General features: G+C 62.4%; 15 protein-coding genes and 1 pseudogene. 2 read left to right on the top strand and 14 right to left on the bottom strand.

The window, feature by feature from the left end:
- The 11 genes from E0F99_RS13645 to E0F99_RS13595 form a co-directional block, all read right to left on the bottom strand.
- The coding region (locus E0F99_RS13645; protein ID WP_130908793.1) for a lipid II flippase MurJ at positions 1 to 1,405 on the bottom strand (1,405 nt) is incomplete at its 3' end.
- Between the two features lie 2 nt (positions 1,406 to 1,407).
- Positions 1,408 to 2,841, bottom strand: a complete 1,434-nt coding sequence (locus E0F99_RS13640; protein WP_083359237.1) for an O-antigen ligase family protein — start codon at positions 2,839 to 2,841, stop codon at positions 1,408 to 1,410.
- Positions 2,838 to 3,941, bottom strand: a complete 1,104-nt coding sequence (locus E0F99_RS13635; protein WP_083359236.1) for a glycosyltransferase family 4 protein — start codon at positions 3,939 to 3,941, stop codon at positions 2,838 to 2,840. Before E0F99_RS13635 ends, E0F99_RS13640 begins: the two co-directional genes overlap by 4 nt.
- The gene (locus tag E0F99_RS13630; RefSeq protein ID WP_130908792.1) at positions 3,932 to 5,149 is read right to left on the bottom strand and encodes a glycosyltransferase family 4 protein; all 1,218 of its coding nucleotides are present in this window, start codon (positions 5,147 to 5,149) and stop codon (positions 3,932 to 3,934) included. Before E0F99_RS13630 ends, E0F99_RS13635 begins: the two co-directional genes overlap by 10 nt.
- A gap of 8 nt (positions 5,150 to 5,157) precedes the next feature.
- A complete protein-coding gene (locus tag E0F99_RS13625; protein ID WP_083359234.1) occupies positions 5,158 to 6,486 on the bottom strand; it encodes a GH39 family glycosyl hydrolase in 1,329 nt (442 codons plus the stop codon).
- The gene (locus tag E0F99_RS13620) at positions 6,476 to 7,666 is read right to left on the bottom strand and encodes a glycosyltransferase (protein WP_083359233.1); all 1,191 of its coding nucleotides are present in this window, start codon (positions 7,664 to 7,666) and stop codon (positions 6,476 to 6,478) included. The genes E0F99_RS13625 and E0F99_RS13620 overlap by 11 nt, the downstream gene beginning before the upstream one ends.
- Positions 7,666 to 9,657 (bottom strand): GumC family protein, encoded by a 1,992-nt coding sequence (locus tag E0F99_RS13615; RefSeq protein ID WP_083359232.1) that lies wholly within the window; start codon positions 9,655 to 9,657, stop codon positions 7,666 to 7,668. Before E0F99_RS13615 ends, E0F99_RS13620 begins: the two co-directional genes overlap by 1 nt.
- Positions 9,658 to 9,671: 14 nt before the next feature.
- Positions 9,672 to 10,448, bottom strand: a complete 777-nt coding sequence (locus E0F99_RS13610) for a polysaccharide biosynthesis/export family protein (RefSeq protein WP_083359231.1) — start codon at positions 10,446 to 10,448, stop codon at positions 9,672 to 9,674.
- A 29-nt stretch (positions 10,449 to 10,477) separates the two neighbouring features.
- Positions 10,478 to 11,389 (bottom strand): glycosyltransferase family 2 protein, encoded by a 912-nt coding sequence (locus E0F99_RS13605; RefSeq protein WP_083359230.1) that lies wholly within the window; start codon positions 11,387 to 11,389, stop codon positions 10,478 to 10,480.
- Position 11,390: 1 nt separating this feature from the next.
- Positions 11,391 to 12,854, bottom strand: coding sequence for a mannose-1-phosphate guanylyltransferase/mannose-6-phosphate isomerase (locus E0F99_RS13600; RefSeq protein WP_083359229.1), 1,464 nt, complete (start codon positions 12,852 to 12,854; stop codon positions 11,391 to 11,393).
- Positions 12,854 to 14,293 carry an undecaprenyl-phosphate glucose phosphotransferase gene (locus E0F99_RS13595; RefSeq protein ID WP_083359228.1) on the bottom strand — a complete coding sequence of 480 codons (1,440 nt, stop codon included), beginning with the start codon at positions 14,291 to 14,293 and terminating at the stop codon, positions 12,854 to 12,856. The genes E0F99_RS13600 and E0F99_RS13595 overlap by 1 nt, the downstream gene beginning before the upstream one ends.
- Before the next feature lie 522 nt (positions 14,294 to 14,815).
- Between E0F99_RS13595 and E0F99_RS13590 the strand changes: the two genes are divergently transcribed.
- The gene (locus E0F99_RS13590) at positions 14,816 to 15,445 is read left to right on the top strand and encodes a LysE family translocator (RefSeq protein ID WP_083359227.1); all 630 of its coding nucleotides are present in this window, start codon (positions 14,816 to 14,818) and stop codon (positions 15,443 to 15,445) included.
- A gap of 50 nt (positions 15,446 to 15,495) precedes the next feature.
- On the opposite strand, the pseudogene inhA reads toward E0F99_RS13590, so the two are convergent.
- Positions 15,496 to 16,176 (bottom strand): annotated as a pseudogene (gene inhA, locus E0F99_RS13585) (isonitrile hydratase).
- Positions 16,177 to 16,266: 90 nt separating this feature from the next.
- On the opposite strand from inhA, the gene E0F99_RS13580 reads away from it, so the two are divergent.
- A complete protein-coding gene (locus tag E0F99_RS13580; protein ID WP_083359225.1) occupies positions 16,267 to 17,235 on the top strand; it encodes a GlxA family transcriptional regulator in 969 nt (322 codons plus the stop codon).
- 72 nt (positions 17,236 to 17,307) lie between these two features.
- On the opposite strand, the gene E0F99_RS13575 is transcribed toward E0F99_RS13580, so the two are convergent.
- Complete coding sequence (locus E0F99_RS13575; protein WP_083359224.1) at positions 17,308 to 18,213, bottom strand: alpha/beta fold hydrolase; 906 nt, start codon at positions 18,211 to 18,213, stop codon at positions 17,308 to 17,310.
- Positions 18,214 to 18,297: 84 nt separating this feature from the next.
- A complete protein-coding gene (locus tag E0F99_RS13570) occupies positions 18,298 to 18,819 on the bottom strand; it encodes a GNAT family N-acetyltransferase (protein ID WP_083359223.1) in 522 nt (173 codons plus the stop codon).
- Positions 18,820 to 18,832: the final 13 nt, after the last annotated feature.

Below are 18,832 nucleotides of genomic sequence, written 5' to 3'. Positions count from 1 at the left end.
CCTTGCGCACCGGGTTACGCCACAGCCCCATGCCCAGTAACACCCCGATGCCTGCCAGGCTACTTAGCCCCAGTTGCAGCCATACGCCTTGAATCCGAAACAGCAACAGCGCGGCCAACCCCATGAGCGCCGCACTGAGTAACCAATGCCGCGCCCAGGGCAGGGTGCCCAGCAGGTTTTGGCGCTGCATCAGCAGCAATGCCGTGCAGATCACCCCCGCCAGCGCGGCCAGCGGGATGCCCGCCAAGCCAAACACAAACGGCAGGGCGCCCAGCAACAGCACATTGACCAGGCTGCCGAGCAACTCGCAACGCAGGGGCTGGCGCGTATCGCCGGCGGCGTAGGCATCGCGCGCGAGCAAGGCGTTCCAGGCGCCAAACACCAGCGGCACGGCGAACCACGCCAACAGCAGCGGCAGTGGCGAGTCCGCCGATTGTTTGGGCAGCAGCAGCGCCACCAGGGTCGGCGCCGCCGCCACCAGCCCAACCCCGGCCGGCAATGTCAGCACACTGGCGGTTTCCAGGCCGCGCTTGAGCAGGGCCAGGCGCTCATCGCCCTGGCGTCGGCTCATCATGCCCAGCAGCACCTGGTTGAGGCTCATCAGCGCAATCAGCGGCAGGTTCATCAGCTTGCGGGCGAGGTTGACCCAGGTCACCGCGCCTTCGCCGAGTAGCGAGGCCACCAGCCGCTCGATCAACGCCAGCCCTTGGCTGGCACCATTGCTTAGCAACAGCGGCCCGATGCGCTGGCCGAGTTCGCGCAGCGGCGCGAGACTCAACTGCCAGCGCCACGGCCGCCAGCCCTGGCGCCAGATCGACGGTAGCATCGCCAGTGGCATCAACAGGCTGCCGGCCACGCAGGCGAGTGCCAAAGAATGGGGGTGCGTGGCCGTGCCGGCCAAGGCGAGGTACGTCACCGGCGGCAGGTTGAACAGCAGCGAACCCAGCCCCGCCAGCACAAAGCGCTCGCTGGCCTGCAATGGAATACTGAACAGCGCATGCAGCATCAAACCCGGCACACACCACGCAACGATCTGCAGATTACCGCTGGCCAGCGCCGTGGCACTCGTCGCCAACCCCGGGCCCAGCAACTGCACCAGCCACGGCGCCAACAGTGTCAGCAACAGGCTGGTGACCAAGGCAATCAGCATCAAGGCCGGGAACAGCGCCGCCAGCCAGTCCAGGCGTGCGCCGTCCTTGCGTTGCAGGTACAACGGCAGCGCGGCGGCGCTCAGCACGCCACCGGCCAGCGACATGCGCAACGCCTCAGGCAAAAACAGCGCGATCAGGAATGCATCACTGCGTTCGCCCGCGCCCCAGGCCGCCACCAGCAACCACTCGCGCGCGAATCCCAGGCACAGGCCCAGCAAGGTCGCCAGGGTCAGCCAGACGGCGCTGCCAAGCACGGCTAAGGCCTTGCGCCGTCAAGCATCGGCTTGCGAAAAGCCACCGCCTTGACCTGTGGGAGGCGCGCCGCAAACAGCCGCCGTGCCTCCAGCACATTGAGGCCCACCATCAACCAGAACAGCGACACCATCACCACGGCAAAACTGAAGTAGTGGTCAAACAAGCCGCTGACCAGCGCCGAGAGAATCCCGGCGGTGCTGCCCAGCCACAGCGCGTTGTCCTTGGTCAGGCGGATCGGGCCTGGCTCCGGGCGCGCTTCACGCCACCAGCGCACGGTGACGGCGATAAACAGCAGCATGCCGACAATACCGATCTTGTAGATGTAGTTCAGCCACAAGTTGGAGATCCCTAAAAAGTGCGTGCCCGGCACCGGCGGGTCGACCTTGAAGCCGATGCCGAATGGGTACGCCGCCACCGCCTGCGGGAACATGCGGTATTCGTCGAAACGGATTTCGGTACTGGCGTTGTCCGACGAAAAAATCGTCGCCAGGCGGTCCTGCAACGGTGGATAAGCCATCACCAGCGCCACCGTCAGCGCCGCGCCGATCATCAACAAGCGTCCGGTATAGGGCACGCGCCGCGTGGCCATCCAGATCAGTACCAACGCCAGGCTCACCATCGCGCCACGGCTACTGGCCAACAGCAGCGCAGCAGCGCCCAGGCACGCCACGCCCAGGCCCAGCGCGCGTTTCCAACCTTGTTCGGTCATGCCGTAGCAGAACGCCAACGGCAGCAGCAGCGCCATGATCCCGCCGATGGCATTCGGGTGCATCCACGGTGAGCCCATGCGCGAGGCCATCGCCTCCAGGCCGAATTTCAACATCTCGAAGTTGCCGTAATTGAACAGCGCCAAAATCGGCGCAATGCCGGCCCCCGAGCGGGTGCGCACAAACACCGCAATCGACAGCACCAGCATCGCCAGGCTGCCCAGCAGCAGGGCGATGACCAAGGATTCACGCTGCTTCTGGTTCACCAGCAGCTTGGCGGTCAGGAACACCCCCGACAGGTTCAGCAACCAGCGCAGCCAGTTGGCCACGCCGCTGCTGTCGGCGTGGATAGTGACTTGGCCGACGATAAAGGGGAACACGCTGAACAGCATCAGCCACAACAGCATCTGGTCGGTGGGGCGGCGTGACAGGCTCGGCGTGTCGGGCAGGCGCGACAGAAAACTGTGCCACAGCACCGCGCCCCAGGTCAGCGCCAGGATGGCTTCGCTCACCGTACTGCGGATGCCCAGGTTGACGGTCGAGTAGGGCATAAACGTCGCGACCCCGGCAAACAACAACAAGCCCCACAGCGGGAAGCGCAGGATGGTGACGGCGGCGGCCAGGCCGATCACGGCGAGGAACGCTTTGGCCGGTGACAGCATCAAGGCCAGGGCGCCAAATAACACGCCGAACAGGATCGCGACGAGGCTGGCCAGGGAGAGTCTCATGTCAATTCCTCGATCAGTTCGGCCAGACGTCGGCGATAGGCTTGGTGATTGAAACGTCGCGCCCACTGCCTGCGTTCTTCGGGTGATTCTTCGTCAGGGCGATTAACCAGGTCGAGCATCAATTGCACCAGCGCCGGGCCGTCGGTGGGCGAGAAACGCGGTGCCGACGGCGGCGTAATTTCATCCAGCGAGGTGCCGCTGGCCACGGCCACCGGCGTGCCCACGCTCAAGGCTTCGATCACGGGTAAACCAAAACCTTCGGCATAAGACGGCTGCCACAGGCGCGCGGCGCGGCGGTACAGCGCGTGCAGCTCGGCATCCGACACACCGCTCAAGGCGCGAATCCCTGGCAGGTTGCGTTGGGCTTCAGGCAAATGGTCGAGGCTGCCCACCAGCACCAACTCCGGCACGCCGGGTGACAGGCCACGCGCTTGCTGCCAGGCGTCCACCAGGAACGGCACGTTTTTGCGCAATTCACGGGTGCCTACCATCAGCCAGTAACGCTGGGGCAGTTGGCGCGCCGTGAGGTCCGCCGCCAATTCAACAAACCCATCAACCTGATTGGGTAGCACACGGATCTTGCCCGCCGCCTTGGGGAACAGCCGCGCGGTTTCATCCGCGCTGTAGTGCGAAGGCGTCCACACTCGGTCGGCGCTGTTTACTGCATAAGCGATCGACAGCCGATCACTGGTTTTGTAGATCCGCGCTTTCAAACGGTTGGCGTGGTAGTTGTTCAGGGTGATCTGGAACAGATCATGCAGCAGCACCACGGTGCGCAACCCTTTGGGTTTGGGTGGCAATGGCAGGCCCATATTGAAGGTGCTGATGTACAGGTCGATCTGCTGTTCACGCAGTGCACGCGGCAAAAAGCCCGCTTCAAAACGCAGGCGATTGTGCGGTTGATGCATCGCGGTTTTTGCACAGCCCCAGGCCGGGCAGAGGGCCTTTAAGCGGGTTTCATCACCCAGGGGCGCCACGGTAAACCGGGTAAGTTCCACCTCCGGCAGGGTGCGCAGGGCATTCTCCAGCGCGTACACCTGGCGGCTGATGCCCGATTGCGGCGAGGTGCCAACGGTGCGGTAATCCAAGCCTATACGCATGCAGGCTCCTTTTGATTGAGCGGCGCGAGCGTCGCATACACCTGCTCGAGCTGGCTGGCCGCGACACGCCAATCATGGGCGCGGCGCACATAGGCGCGACCGGCTTCGCCCATGGGCGCGGCGGCCTCGGGGAATTGCAGTAAGCGCACGACGGCGTCCGCCAGGCTGTCAGCGGTTTGCCCGCCGAGGTAGTCCAGGCCTTCGATCAGGTCCAGGCCTGACACGCCTTGCTCGGTACTCGCTAAGGGCAGTCCGGCAGCCAGCGCTTCGAGCACTTTCAATTTGGAACCGCCGCCATGGCGCAACGTCGCCAGAAACACCGAACAGCTCGATTGCAAATTCAACAGGTTCGGCACAAACCCTTGCCACTCAATGCGCGGGTCTTTCCAACGCTCACGCCAACTGCCGGGCATGCCAAAACCGCACACGCTCATGCGCGCAGCGGGGCAGCGCTCCCAGACCTTGGGCAGGATTTCATCCAGGGCCCACTCGATGGCGTCCACGTTGGGCGCGTATTCATAGTTGCCGAGGAACACTACACGTCGTGTCGACGGGTCAGGATGGGCGGCTGCGAAGTGATCGCAGTCCACGCCATTGACCACCACCGACACCGGTTTGCCGGCGATCGTTGCCAGCACCTGCGCGTCGTTGTCGGTGACGGCGACCACCTGCGCCGCCTGGCGCATCACGCGGTGTTCCCAACGGGCGTAGCGCCACTGATCGTAGCGAATGAACGGCAGCGCCCAGCGTGGCAGGCGATCATAAGTGGCCGCGCCCAGCGCGGATTCAACGTTGTGTTCGGTCAATACGAACGGCTGGGATTTGCGCGACAAAGCATCTTCGTACGGCTGGAACGCGTAGGTGTGTTCGATCTGCACCACGTCCCAATGTTCTTTAAGCAATTGATTGAAGGTGTCCTGCAGCGCCCCCGACAGGCCATTGACGCTGGCCAGCAGTGGGTAGGGCGCAAACAGACCGGCCACCAAGGTTTTCAGGCTGCGCAGCGGGCGGCGCGGCAGCACGATCAGTTGTTCGAGGAAGGCTTCCAGCACCTGGCGATCGGTCAACGATACCGGGTGCTTGTCATGCAGCAGCAAGGTAATGCGATGCCCGCGCGCGGCCAGGCTGCGCAGCAGATGGAACTGGCGGGTCTTACCGCCACTGGTGGCGGGCCAGGGCGAGTAGGGCAGGATCCATAAAATGCGCATGGCGAGCTTCAATCCCATAACAGAATTTGCAGGTTGGACTTAACCGGGACGGTCAGCCCATGGGTGCCACTCACCGGGGTTTGTGTGCCGCGCAGCGGGTCATACAGGGTGGCGCTGGCGAGATCAGGTAAGTGCGCGTTACCCCCTTCGGCCGACCAGAAGAACCACAGCTTGTGGCCATCGGCGCGGGTCCAGCCGATGCTGAACAGGCCGTCGGGCAATTGGTCGGCCGTGGGCGGGTCGCCGGGTGTGAGTTGCGGGCCGCTGACGTCGAGGAAGTTCTTCAAGGCGGTGTAGACCGGCTTGGGGTTGGCATTGATGTCGAGCAAACCATAGAACTGGTCACGCACGCTGGCGCGCTGGTCGAGGTCACTCAAGGTGAACAGGAAGATTTTGTCGTAATCCATCGCGCTCATCAGCGCCACACGGCGCACCACGTAGTCGGCCTGGCCTTGCGGCGTGATAAGGTCCTGGGCGTCTTTCGGTCCGGGGTAGGTTGACCAGCCCCACTCGGTGCTCCACAGGGTCTGTACGCCGGCGCTGCGCAGGGACTGGTTGAGCGCAGTGGTCTTGGCAATAAAGTCCAAGTTGGACGGGGCGTTGCCTTCGGGCAGTTGGGTGTAGGGGTGGTAGGAAATAACCGTGTTCAGGCTGGCCACACCGAGCGCGCCAAGGGCGTCGAACATGGTTTGGCCATTCGGCATTTCGCTGAAAAATGCCATGCCGGCAGCGACCACCGGTTTGTTCGCGTCCACCGCGCGCAGTGCGCCTGCGGTGGCGGTCAGCAGGGTGGTATAACCCGCAGGGTCGGCCACCGGACGCCAGAAGCCGAGCAGGTTAGGTTCGTTCCACACCTGCCAGGCATTCACGCTGGGGTAGCGCTGCGACAACAGCGCCATGCGATTGGCGAACACGTTCGGGTCTTTGGGCGGGTATTGGTCCTGATACGGCGCACCGGTCGGCGCGGTGGTGGCGAAGGGCGCCGAGCCGACCAGGTAGAACACCGACTTGAGTTGGTTGGTTTGCAGGTTGCCGACTAACTGATCCAGGGTGGCGATCTGGTAGTGGTTCTCTACCGGCTCCAGCCGGTCCCAGTGTAAATCCAGGCGCACCCATTCCAGGCCCAGGGCCTTGAGACGGTCTATCTGCCGTTGATAAAGCGTGGGGCTGAACCACAGAAACTGCGCGTTCACCCCCAGGAAGTCCTTCCAGACCACCACCTTGTTGCCCTTGAGCACGTGGTTCTCGGCGTCGGCCTGGCGCCCCCACATAAAGGCGGTGAGGCCGAGCGCCGCGATTACCGCAAGGGTGGCGAGATAAGTCCGTTTACGCGCCATAAGCGTCTCCTGCAATCGCCTGTTCAAAGAGTTGCTTGAACTGCTGCGCGGTCAACGGCCACAGACGTTCGCGGCCAATTTCCCCGGCACGTTCGGCCCAGTCGCGGGCCAATGTCGGCGTGCGCGCCAGGCGCAGCAGTTGGTCGCTCAGCGCCGTCACGTCGCCTTGGGGATAGATCGCGCCGTTGCCGCTGGCGACTTCTTCGGCAAACGCCCGTGCATCGGACGTGATCGCCCCGCGCCCGCACGCCGCGGCCCAGGACAGCGCGCCGCTGGTGCCACGCTGGCGCCCCAGCAGGCCGAGTTTTTTCGATTCGCGGTACGGCAGCACCATCACATGGTGCGCCTGGATCGTCTGCGCAATCTCGCTGGCCGGCAGGTTCAGCCGCCAGTCGATAATGCCCGCCAGGCCAAGCTCGGCGATCTGGCTGTTCAACTGTTCAAGGTAGTTGCCGCCCGCCCCGAATGCCATTTCGGCGGCAGTGCCACCGGCCAGGGTCAGGCGCACACGGTCACGCAATTCGGGGGCTTGCTTAAAGACATCGGTCAGCGCCTGCAACAGGTCTTCAATGCCTTTGCCACGGTAGATAAACCCGAAATACAGCAGGTGCAAGGTGGCCAGCGCGGGTAACGGCGCGGTAGCAATGGCCAGGTTGGCGTGGTTGATGACCGCGACTTTGCCGGCTGGCAGTTGCATGCGTTGGCTGAGGCACTCGGCACCCAAGCGGGTGAGGGTGATCAGCCGCGTCAGGCCTTGGGCGACGTGGCGTTCTTCGCGCAACGTCAGCGGGTCGGCCACTACCACCGCCGCCTGGGGCAGCGGGCTGGGAAAGTGCTCCAGCAGGTTCAGCGGAAAGGGCAGGTGTTCGCGACGCCACACCAGACGTTCCGGGTCATGCACGGTGGCCGTCAGCGGCAGGTTGGGGTAGGCCTTGCGCAATTCGCGCAGGGCCAGGAACTCCCCCAATCGGCCGCCGCCTAGCTCGGCGTGGACCAGGTCCACGCTGTGCCAGTCGAACGCGGCGATGGCTTGCTTGATGGCTGCGCTGTTGCCTTCTACACCGCTCAACGGTGTCGCCACCGTCACGCCCAGTTGCTCCAGGGCCGTCTTGAAATGGTTCGCGTAATCGGCGATTCCGTTTTTTTCCGGCGGCAAAGGGGCAAGCAGGGCGATGCGCATCAGAACGCCCCTCGGTATTTGGCGATGGTTCTGAGCACCTTGGCCGGCACTTCGAATTTGCGTCGGTTGATGATGATGCCGTCCACTTTGCCGAACGCGGTATTGAGGATCGACAGCGCGTGTTCCACCACCGGCACGGTGCTTTTTTGCGCTTCCACCACCAGGGCGATCAGGTCGGCGCGGCGCAGGTTGATAAAGGCGTCACGGTTGTCCAGCAGCGCCGAGGCATCCAGCAGCACCACTTCGCCTGGGGCCGCAGGTTCGACGCCGCCGACCCGCACAGTAATGCCGTTTTCTTGCAGCAACTGGCGCAGTTGCTCCACCACAAAGGTCACGCCTTCGCCGTGGCGCGCCGAGGTCAGCCCGAGGGTCAGGCCTTGCTCGGCAACACGGTCCAACTGCAGCAATCCGTACAGCCGGTAAATGCTCGCATTGAAGGCGTTGGTGCCCTGGGCGGTGCTGGTATCCAACTCGGGCAGGGTGGTCCACAGCGGCAGGCCGAACTTGCGCTCCACCAGGCCGCCGTCGTGAATGCGCTGGTCCAGCAGGTAGCAGAGGTAGATCACCAGCAGGCCGACGACGATGGCAAACGGAATCGCCAGCACCAGCATCACCAGGGTTTTGGGGAAGATTCGGCCTGGGTTCAGAGTGGCTTCCTCGATCACGGCGATGTTGCTGATCTGGCTGTTATCCAGCTCACGGTCGATGCGCGACTTTTCCAGGTTGTCGACATACAGCGCGTAGTTGCGCTCGGTGGCGCTCAGCTCGCGGGAAAGGCGCGCCAACTCCGGTTCAATCTCCAGGGCCTGCTTGCGTTGCGCTTCGAGGTTCACCAGTTGCTTCTGTTGTTGCACCAGTTGAGTACGCAAGGCCTGGTTGTTGCTCGACTCATCCAGCAGTACGCGTTGCAAGTGGATTTCCAGGGTGTTCGGCGCCCGGTTTTCCGAGCTTTGCACCGTATTGCTCTCACTCGCGACTTGGGCCTGCATGGCACGGATTGACGCGTCCAGGGCTTTGACCGGCGGCGCGTTGTCGGTGTAGGTGCGCATCATGTCGGCTTTTTCCAGCAGCTTCTGGTTCAACAGGCGACGCAAGTCTTGCTGCTGCGGGTTCAGTGCGATCTGGCGAACCGTGGTCACTTCCTTGGGCTGGGTCTTGAGCTGGGTGCGCGTGCTGTCGATGGCACTGTCGGACGAGGCGATCAGGCGGGTGGTGTTGAACGTCTCGCCGCGCAGCACGTTGATGCGCTCGGACAAATCTTCCAGGCGATCGGTGATGCTGGCTGCGCCGATCTCATTCAAGTGCTTGAGGATTTGCTCCTTGTAGCTCTTGATCTCATTCGCGCTGGTGTTGACCTGGCCTTCATAGAACGCGTAGAGGCTCTTGCGGCCCAGCGCCTGCGTGCGTTCAATGATGTACGTCTCGACCCAACTCTTGACCACCGCCTGGGCGATTTCCGGGTCGCTCCACTTGAAGCTGATATCCATCACGGTGGAACCGGCGACGTGGCTCACTTCGAAGTTCTTCTCCAGGCTCGCGGCCAGGCGTTCCACGGGTGTGGTTTTTTCAATAATGCCCACCGTTTCCAACACTACACGCAGGCCGTCGAACACGGCACCGATGCCGCTTTTGACGTAGTACTTGGTGCGCTTCCAGAACCCTTCCGGTGGCGGCAGTGTGTCGATGACTTCCAAGTAATGCTCAGCCACCGCGCGCACGATCGGGCGCCCGGTCAGCAGGCGCTCCTCGTCGACAATCGGGTCACGCTGGGTGCTGGGCATAACCAGTGCCTGGCGGTTGCTGATCTCGATCGGTAAGGTCGAATCGCGCCCCGGCTTGACCAGCAGGCGCGCGGTGGATTCGTACTTGGCCGGCAGCAAAAATGCTCCCAGCAAAATAATCACCAGCGCCGCGATGGCCGCCAGTTTGAACTCATGCCGGAAGATGAAGAACAGACGCAGAAGATCACGAAAAGAACGGATCTCGATCATGGGATGTCGCTCCTTTAGTTATTGCCGCCGCTGGTTCGGGTGTAGTTGTAGCCAACCCCAATGGACTTGGTGAACGGGATCAGTTGGTTCAAGTAGGTATCCACCCCTTGGATGCGCTCGCCCACATTGGATTTGGGCACGAACACCACGTCACCGCGTTGCAGGTGCACCGGTTTGCGCCCGTTCGGGCCGGGCTTGAGGTATTGGCTGAAGTCCAGGAAGTAGGCGTGGTAGGCGCCCTGGGCGTCTTCGCGCAGCAGCGCCACCATGCTGGCATTGCCCGAGGGGTTAACCCCGCCGGCGCCGACAATGGCTTGCTCCAGGGTGTTGGCGGTGCCGAGCTGCACCGCGGTCGGGTTGTTCACCGCGCCGCCAACGATCACCGAATTGCCCGGTGCCTGGTTGATGTTCACCGTCACCCGTGGCTCGCGGTACACCGGCGCGAGCTTGTTGCTAAGCTCGGTGGCCAGTTCCGATGGCTGGCGCCCGGCAACCTGGATCGGCCCCAGGAACGGGTAGTTGATCTTGCCGTCGGTCTGCACGGTGTACAGCGTCAGCTCGTAGATGGTGCTGACGTTGAACGCCGACAGCGTCGGCATCTCCCCGGCATCGCGCACGATACGCAGTTGGTCACCGATGCGGATGCGTTCCACCGCCGGCGGTAGCTGTGCAAGCTGGTCGAGGGCGCGTTTGCCGTCCTCCACGGTCTGGTCATCCGGCGGGACAATGCGTGCCGGTGTATTACAAGCGGCCAAGGCCATCATGGCCAGGAGGAGCACGGTTTTTTTCATCAAGGGGGACTTCCTGTAGGTCATGCTGCTCACCTCCAATAACCGGGGAACATGCTGATGCGCCGCTTGAGGGCGATGGGGAGCCGGCGTTCCAGATGGCCCAGCCGATAGCCGAGCAACTTGAACGCGCTGCGCACCAGGACTTCGGGTACGCGGTGCAATGCACCGGCTGCACGCAATGCTGCGAGCTCAGCCAGTACATAGCGTTTACCTTCACCGCCAGCATCGCCAAAGGCCTGGCGAATCCACGGCTCGCGACCGTAGAACACGCCAATGTCGAAGTAGCGGTGAAACTCATCCATGAGTCGGTAATCGTGGGAGTGGTACACCCGCGCCGACGCGGCGTAGCGCACCGTGTAGCCGTCGAGCAGCAGGCGCGCCGCCACGTAGGCGTCTTCGCTGCCGATCACATCGTCGGGGAAGCCGTCGACGGCCTGCAAGGCGCTGCGTCGGTAGACGCTGAAAGAGTCGGAGCTGAAGCAGGTCTTGATCCCAAGCTGCGGCGCATCAGCCAGGCGTTTGCTACGGCTGTGTTCCGGGTAATTGAAGTGCCGTGACTGCGCCCCCAACACACCGGCTCCGGGGTGCGGCAGTTGGCGGCCGTACGCCACGCCGATGAGTGGGTCTTGCTGCAGCTCGTCAAGCAGATTGGCGAACGTCTCGGCGTCGGCGGGGATCGCGTCCTGGGTCATCACGATCAACGCGTCACCGCTGACGTGTTCGCTGGCCCAGCGCCGTGTGCCGCCGTGGTTGAAATCGCGCGCGTCGATCACCTCGACCCGCGCGCCGAACTCACGAAAGCGCGCCACGGTGTCATCGCTGGAGGCGCTGTCGACCACCAGCATTTCGTCCGGTTGCAGCGTCTGCATTTTCAGCGCGGGCAGCAATCGCGCCAGGTGGCTGGACGCGTTGCGGGTCGGGATGATCAACGAGGTACGCATATCACTTTTTCACGTCGGCAGCGGGCGCACGCCCGTAGATGTCGTCAAAACGCACAATGTCGTCTTCGCCCAGGTACTCGCCGCTCTGCACCTCGATCATCACCAGGTCGATGATGCCGGGGTTGGTCAGGCGGTGTTTATGCCCGGCCGGGATGTAGGTGGACTCGTTGGCGTTGATCAGGAATTCGCGCTCGCCATTGGTAATCTGCGCCGCGCCGCTGACCACCACCCAGTGTTCGCTGCGGTGGTGGTGCATCTGCAGCGACAGCGACGCCTGCGGCTTGACCACGATGCGCTTGATCTTGAAGCGGCTGCTTTCCTCCAGCACCGTGTAGGTGCCCCACGGCCGGGTGACGGTGCGGTGCAGGCTGTACGCCGGATGGTCCTGGCGCTTGAGTTCGGCGACGATGTAGCGCACATCCTGGCTGCGATGGGCGTCGGCGATCAGCAGCGCGTCAGGGGTATCGACAATGATCAGGTCGCGCACGCCGACAGCGCCGAGCACGCGCTTGGGCGAGTCGATGTAGCAGTTGTGTACGTCGTGCAAAATCGCTTCGCCATTGACCTGGTTGCCCTGCGGGTCGCTGGGGGTGAGCTGGCGCAGGGCTTCCCAGGAACCGATGTCGCTCCAGCCGATGTCGCAGGGCACCACGGCAACTTGCTTGGACTTCTCCATCAGCGCCACGTCGATGGAAATATCCGGCGCAGCGCCAAAGCCTTCAGCGCTCAGTTCACGCTGGCGCGAGGTTTTATTCTGCAGGTTCTGGCTGTGTTCCAGCGCGGCTTTCGCGGCCGCCAACACCTCGTTGGCATGGGCCGCGAGCTCGTCCACCAAGGTGCTGGCCTTGAAGCAGAACATGCCGGCGTTCCACAGGTGTTTACCGCCGTCGAGGTAGCCTTGCGCGGTGGCCAGGTCGGGTTTCTCGACAAAGCGTTTGACCCGATAGCCGGTGCCCAGGGCGTCGCCTTTTTCGATGTAACCAAAGCCGGTTTCCGCGTGGTCCGGCTGGATGCCGAAGGTCACCAGGTAGCCGGCTTCGGCCAGCTCACGGGCCTGAGTCACAGCGGCGGCGAACGCGGTTTCATCGCTGATCAAGTGGTCGGCAGGCATTACCAGCAGTTGCGCCTGATCGCCGAAATGCTCCTGCACATGCAGCGCCGCCACCGCGATGGCCGCCGCTGTGTTGCGCCCGAACGGCTCCAGCAACAGGTCCAACGGCAAGTGCGCTTTATTGACCACGCGGTAGTCATCCAGGGTGCGAAACAACAGGTCGCGGTTGGTCACCGTGAGCACGCTTTCCACACCAGGCAGGCGCGCGGCGCGCTGGAAGGTCTTTTGCAACAGGCTCATGCCGTCACGCATGCGCATGAACGGCTTGGGCATGTTCTGCCGTGATACCGGCCATAGCCGTGTCCCCGAACCACCGGAAATAATGCAGGGAATCAAGCCGTTGAGGGTGTTCATCAATAGACCTCCTTGGTAGAGAGGACGGCTGGGACCGTCATGAAGACGATGTACAGGTCAAACCACACCGACCACTTGGAGATGTACTCCAGGTCGTACTCGACGCGCTTTTGGATCTTGAACAGGGTGTCGGTCTCGCCCCGGTAGCCGTTGATCTGCGCCCAGCCGGTGATGCCCGGCTTGACCCGATGTCGCGAACTGTATTCGCTCACCGCGACTTCGAACGGGATACCGGCGGCCTTGGTCGCCGTGGCGTGGGGGCGTGGGCCGACCATCGACATATTGCCCAGCAGCACGTTGAACAGCTGCGGCAGTTCGTCGATGCTGGTTTTGCGAATAATGCGGCCCACGCGGGTGATGCGCGGGTCTTTGCGGGTGGTTTGTTGCTCGGCGGTGAAGTCGCTCTGGTCGGTGAACATCGAGCGGAACTTGAACACGCGAATCTCGTTGTCGTTGTAGCCGAAGCGGTTCTGGCGAAACAGCACCGGGCCTTTGGAGTCGAGCTTGATCGCGATTGCCGTCGCCAGCATCACCGGTGACAGCGCCACCAGCGCGAGGCTGGCCAGCAGCACATCTTCACAGCGTTTTATCACCGGCGACCAACCGCGCAGCGGCAACTGCGAGGTGTTGAACATCAAGATGCCGCCCACGTCGGTGATGCGGCTATGGCCGTAGCGCAGGGCGGCCATGTCGGGCACCAACATCACGTTCACCGACATCTGGCGCAGACGATTGACCAGCCCGTGGATACGTTGCTCGGCAGCCCACGGCAGGCAGATCATGACTTGGTTGACTTGCTCGGCGCGGATCAGTTGTTCCAGGTCGCGGGTGTTGCCCAGCAAGGGCAGGTGGCTCAGTTCCTTGGGAATGCGCTCGGTGCGGTCATCGATAAAACCAATCAGGCCGGAGCGGATATCGCCATTGCGTTGCAGGTGGTCGGCGACGTGCACGGCAGTGTCGGTGAAGCCCAGGATCACCGTGCGTTGCAAGTATTTGCCCTTGCGCATCAGATTGCGGTACAGGCGCAGCATGAACAGGCGTTCAACACAGAGCAGCCCCAGGCTGGCGAAGTACCATGCCACCAGGTTGCGTGGGGTCAATTGCGGGAAAAACTGCAGAATCTGGTACATGAACAGCAAGATGCAAAATGCCGCGGACCAGGCGACTGTCTTGGTCCGCAAGCGCAACCGATTGCTGAACAGCTCTTCAGAATAGATGCCCAGAGCCTGGAACAGAATAATGGTCAGAACCGCGAAAAACAGCAGCAGACCGAGAAAGTGGGAGCGCAGCTCAGGGGCCATTGGGTCGAGGAACAAAACCAGGACCAGGGGCGGCAAGATGGCTGTCAGCCCATGGATCAACTTGACGAAAACAACAAAAAATTCAACAAAACCGGCGCGGGTCAGAAACAGGCTGTCGACTGACGACTTCTCTCGCATAAAAACATCCCTCATTGCACTCCAGACTTTCTGTTCGGCTGTTTGATCAATAAGGCAGCGGGCTGCTTATGTCAGGGCAAGACGAACGACGGCTACGCTGGGTAAAACGCAACTATTCCTTTAACTGAAGCTATCCAAATGAATGTTTTTACGGAGGTAGTGACTTAAGGAATATACCGATGAATTAGGTTGTCAGTGAATTGACAGAGGCTCGCAGATGCAGTGCTAGACACGTTAATTGATTTTTTTTGTGGCATTTTATTGACTTTCCATGCTCGGGTAATCGGAAATGGGGTGTGTTTTTGAGTGTAGAAACAAATGTGAGAATTTTCCTGCCAAGTGGGGAAACCTTTTTGAACGGCGGTAGTAACAGGGGACAAAGAACACACGCCAAATGCCAGAAAATACGGTGCTCAGGCGAGTGAAAGTTGGTTTTAAACGCAGATGAAAATGTATCCAGAACAATTTTTTGTTAGTTTTTGGGCGGCCCTTTAATCTGTCGGCTCTCTATTGGGGGTGAGCATGATCGATTTCACAACCTTGCTGATGTTTTCCGGCGCGGTCCTGCTGTTGCTGTTATCCCCGGGGCCGAACATGGCGTTTGTTATCAGCCATGGCATGAGTTATGGCTGGCGCGGCGGTGTGGCCTCGAGCCTGGGCATCTGTGTGGCCGACCTATTGCTGACGGCATTGACCGCTACCGGGGTGACGGCGTTGGTCGCCGGTTGGCCGCCGTCGTTTGATGTGATTCGCTACGCCGGGGTGGTCTACCTGTTGTGGCTGGTGTTCAAGACCTTGCAGAAAAGCGCGGGCCTGGAGCCTGGTCAGGTCGAACGCGTGCGCCTGAGCCGTGTATTTTTGCAGGCGATGCTCAACAGTTTGCTCAACCCTAAGGCGTTGCTGTTTTTCCTGGTGTTTTTGCCGCAGTTCGTCAGGCCGCAGGCCGGGTCCATTGCCTTGCAACTGCTGGTGCTGGGCGGCGTTCTGACCCTGATTGCCGGTGTTTTTCACGTGCTGCTAGGGATTTTTGGCGGGGCGCTCAGGCGGTTTTTTGCCGGGCGCGCTGGCAGTGCCAGGCTACAGAAATGGGGCCTGGCGAGCGTGCTGATGCTGTTGGCCGCCAGGCTGATGCTGATGTCTCGGCCAGCCTGAGGCCGGCGAACGGGCTCGCCACACGAAGCCCGCCAGCCACATTCATTGCATCACCCCAACCGCGCCGCCGCTCGTGCCACGACCTCGCCGCGCGCCCGGCGTGATTCCGCTGTGCGTTTCCTGGCTTCCTCCAGCACAGGCTCGGGCGCGGTGTGCGGGCTGCCCGAATCGAACGGCGGCGCCGGCGCGTATTCAATCTGCAACTGCACAAGTTGCGCGGCGGCCTCGCTGTACAGCTCTGCCGCCAGGGTCAGGGCAAAGTCGATGCCGGCGGTGATGCCGCCACCGGTGAACAAGTTGCCGTCACGCACCACACGCGCCTGCACCGGGATCGCGCCAAGCGGGGCGAGCAGGTCGTGCTAGGCCCAGTGAGTGGTGGCCTTGCGACCGCGCAGCAAACCCGCAGCCCCCAGTACCAGCGAACCGGTGCACACCGACGTCACGTAGCGTGCGGTTTGGGCCTGGGCCTTGAGGAAGTCCAGGGTTTGCGGGTCCTCCATCAACGCGCCTACGCCTGCACCTCCGGGCACGCAAATCACATCCAGGCGCGGGCAGTCGGCATAAGTCATGGTCGGGGTAAACACCATGCCGGTGCTGGACGTGACCGGCGCCAGGTCTTTCCACGCCAGGTGCAGCTTCACGTCCGGCAGCGAGCCCAATACGTCATAAGGGCCGGTGAGGTCCAGTTGCTGGATGCCGGGGACCAACAGAAAGCCGATCTGCAAGGTCATGAATGAAGCTCCAATAAAGGGGTAGACGGCTTCACTCTAGAGGCCTAGGCTCTGGCGCATACGCCATTAAGCCCACACATTACGCCAAATATGCCTCGGATCATCCATGTACTCGCTTTCCAAAATGCACAGGTGCTCGACGTCACCGGGCCATTACAGGTGTTCGCCACGACAAATGACTTGGCCCGCCAGCGCGGGTTGCCGTTGCCCTATGCGGTCTCAGTGATCGCCGCGCAGACAGCGCCGGTGATGACCTCCGCCGGCCTGGCGCTGGTGGCCGAGCCGCTGCCCGCGGTTGACGCGCCGCGCGATACCTTGGTGATCGCTGGCGGCTGGGGGGTTTACGGCGCGGCTGAAGACGCCGAATTGGTCGAATGGGTGAGGTACAAAGCCCAGCACACCCGGCGCATGACATCGGTGTGCACCGGCGCTTTTCTGCTTGCCGCCAGTGGCTTGCTCGACGGCTGCCGCGTGGCCACCCACTGGACCCGCTGCGAAGAGCTGGCGCGTAAATTCCCGTCGCTGACGGTGGAATCCAATCCGATTTTTATCCAGCAAGGTTCGGTGTGGACGTCCGCTGGCGTGACAGCCGGCATCGACCTGTGCCTGGCCCTGGTCGAGGAAGACTTGGGCCGCGCCGTGGCACTGGAGGCAGCGCGACACTTGGTGGTGTTCCTCAAGCGTCCGGGGGGCCAATCGCAATTCAGCGTGGCCTTGTCCCTGCAAAAGGGCAGCAGCCGCTTCGCCGACTTGCATGCCTGGATGGCGGAAAACCTCACCCTCGACCTGAACATCCACGCATTGGCCGCCCAGGCCGGCATGAGCGAACGCAGCTTCGTTCGCCACTACCGCGCCGAAACCGGGCAAACCCCTGCACGGGCAGTCGAGCTGATCCGCGTGGAAACCGCACGGCGGCAGTTGGCGGACAGCACTGCGTCAATCAAACGCATCGCCGTACAATGCGGTTTTGGCTGCGAGGAGACCCTGCGGCGTAGTTTCTTGCGGGTCCTGGAGGTCACGCCCCAGGCGTATCGCGAGCGGTTCTACGATCCAGCGTGATCGGCCTCAAACCTGAGCGCTGACCCCCGCCTGACAGGGTGTGTTTCTGACGGCCGAGGCTGCCCGCTGACGTCACGCTCGATCCAGCAACGCACAAATCGCCTTGAGGGTCGCCTGCGGCGCTTCCTGAGGAATGTTGTGACCCACACCTGCCAAGACTTCGCGCCGATAAAAACCGCTGAAGTGCTCCAGATCGTCATCCACCGCCGAGGCCGGGCCTACGCCATCATCGGCGCCGCACAGCGAAATCGTCGGCACTGAAATCGGCGGTTGCGGCGCCAGCGCCTGCTCGATAGCTTCCAAGCCCGGGTCGCCCGGCGCGTACATGAAGCGGTGGCGATAGGAGTGAATCACCACCTCGACGAAGTCCGGGTTATCAAACGATGGCGCGGTGCGGCCATACAGTCCAGGCCCCTCGGCCCAGGTCGGCGACCACAGCCGCCAGAGCAACTCACAGAACTCGCGGCGATTGGCAGTCAGGCCATCCACACCCCGCTGGGTGTGAAAGTAGAACTGATACCACAACCGATGCTCCGTCTGCGGCGCAGGCGGCTTGAGCGACTTGGCAATGTCCTGGATGTTGTAGCCATCCCCGGTCACCAACCCGCACACCCGCTGCGGCCATAACGCGGCAACGATACACGCGGCGCGACCGCCCCAGTCGTAACCGGCGAGCGTGGCTTGCGGAATGCAAAGCGCATCCATGAAATCCAGCAGGTCCTTGGCCAACGCCGCCTGTTGGCCGGAGCGCATCACTTGATCGTCGATAAACCGCGTCGGGCCATAGCCCCGCAGGTATGGCACCAACACCCGGCAGCCGCGCTCGGCCAGGGCCGGCGCGATCTCATCATAGCCGCGCGGGTCGTAGGGGAAGCCGTGCAGCAGGATCACCGGTGCACCGTCTTCGCGGCCGTGGGCTTCATAGGCCACATTGAGCATGCTCGTGCGCACATACAGCAGTGGGGCGACAGGGGGCATGATGGATTCCTCGAGGCTGGCCAAAAGTGCTTAAACGCTAGTCGAACGCTGTGACGGGATAGGGAGAATTTGAAAACAAGGGCCTTACTTGTCTAGCCACTCCCGTGCCAACAACCCCAACACTACCAGGTCATGCCGCTGGCCATTCCAGAATCCTGCCTCTCGCAAGGTTCCCTCGGCTTTGAAACCCAAACGTTCCAGCAACGCCTGTGACGCTGCGTTGTGCGGATGCACCATGGCTTCCACGCGATGCAAGTGCATGTGCGCGAACCCCCAGGCGAGCATCGCCCGTAACGCTTCGCTCATCAAACCTTGGCCACGGGCCGGGGCTGCCAGTTCACAGGACAGGGCACAGCTGTTCCAGCCGCGATTCCATTTGAACAGGCCGCAGCTGCCGATCAGTTGGCCATCCTGTTCAAGGGCCCAGCGTGTGCCTGGGTTGGGTTGCCGGCCCCGTTGGCGGGCGGAGAGCGTGACGTTTTCGTCGTGGTGTTCCACGGTGGTCACCGACGGCAGGCGCCCGAGCAGGGCGTTGATGCCGTCGACCAGCCCCGCGGGCGGGGTGAAGCAGGGTTGCACGTCGATGATCAGCAGTACCTGGCGCATGGGGTTCCTGATG

Source organism: Pseudomonas antarctica, assembly GCF_900624995.1.
Taxonomy (GTDB): Bacteria; Pseudomonadota; Gammaproteobacteria; order Pseudomonadales; family Pseudomonadaceae; genus Aquipseudomonas; species Aquipseudomonas antarctica.
Note: the sequence above shows the minus strand (reverse complement) of the source record. Positions and strands in the feature narration are given on the sequence as shown.

What these genes read in the sequence shown, in the direction of transcription:
- E0F99_RS13640 (WP_083359237.1), bottom strand. Translation starts at nt 2,841, where the DNA reads ATGAGACTCTCCCTGGCCAGCCTCGTCGCGATCCTGTTCGGCGTGTTA.
- E0F99_RS13635 (WP_083359236.1), bottom strand. Translation starts at nt 3,941, where the DNA reads ATGCGTATAGGCTTGGATTACCGCACCGTTGGCACCTCGCCGCAATCG.
- E0F99_RS13630 (WP_130908792.1), bottom strand. Translation starts at nt 5,149, where the DNA reads ATGCGCATTTTATGGATCCTGCCCTACTCGCCCTGGCCCGCCACCAGT.
- E0F99_RS13625 (WP_083359234.1), bottom strand. Translation starts at nt 6,486, where the DNA reads ATGGCGCGTAAACGGACTTATCTCGCCACCCTTGCGGTAATCGCGGCG.
- E0F99_RS13620 (WP_083359233.1), bottom strand. Translation starts at nt 7,666, where the DNA reads ATGCGCATCGCCCTGCTTGCCCCTTTGCCGCCGGAAAAAAACGGAATC.
- E0F99_RS13615 (WP_083359232.1), bottom strand. Translation starts at nt 9,657, where the DNA reads ATGATCGAGATCCGTTCTTTTCGTGATCTTCTGCGTCTGTTCTTCATC.
- E0F99_RS13610 (WP_083359231.1), bottom strand. Translation starts at nt 10,448, where the DNA reads ATGAAAAAAACCGTGCTCCTCCTGGCCATGATGGCCTTGGCCGCTTGT.
- E0F99_RS13605 (WP_083359230.1), bottom strand. Translation starts at nt 11,389, where the DNA reads ATGCGTACCTCGTTGATCATCCCGACCCGCAACGCGTCCAGCCACCTG.
- E0F99_RS13600 (WP_083359229.1), bottom strand. Translation starts at nt 12,854, where the DNA reads ATGAACACCCTCAACGGCTTGATTCCCTGCATTATTTCCGGTGGTTCG.
- E0F99_RS13595 (WP_083359228.1), bottom strand. Translation starts at nt 14,293, where the DNA reads ATGCGAGAGAAGTCGTCAGTCGACAGCCTGTTTCTGACCCGCGCCGGT.
- E0F99_RS13590 (WP_083359227.1), top strand. Translation starts at nt 14,816, where the DNA reads ATGATCGATTTCACAACCTTGCTGATGTTTTCCGGCGCGGTCCTGCTG.
- E0F99_RS13580 (WP_083359225.1), top strand. Translation starts at nt 16,267, where the DNA reads ATGCCTCGGATCATCCATGTACTCGCTTTCCAAAATGCACAGGTGCTC.
- E0F99_RS13575 (WP_083359224.1), bottom strand. Translation starts at nt 18,213, where the DNA reads ATGCCCCCTGTCGCCCCACTGCTGTATGTGCGCACGAGCATGCTCAAT.
- E0F99_RS13570 (WP_083359223.1), bottom strand. Translation starts at nt 18,819, where the DNA reads ATGCGCCAGGTACTGCTGATCATCGACGTGCAACCCTGCTTCACCCCG.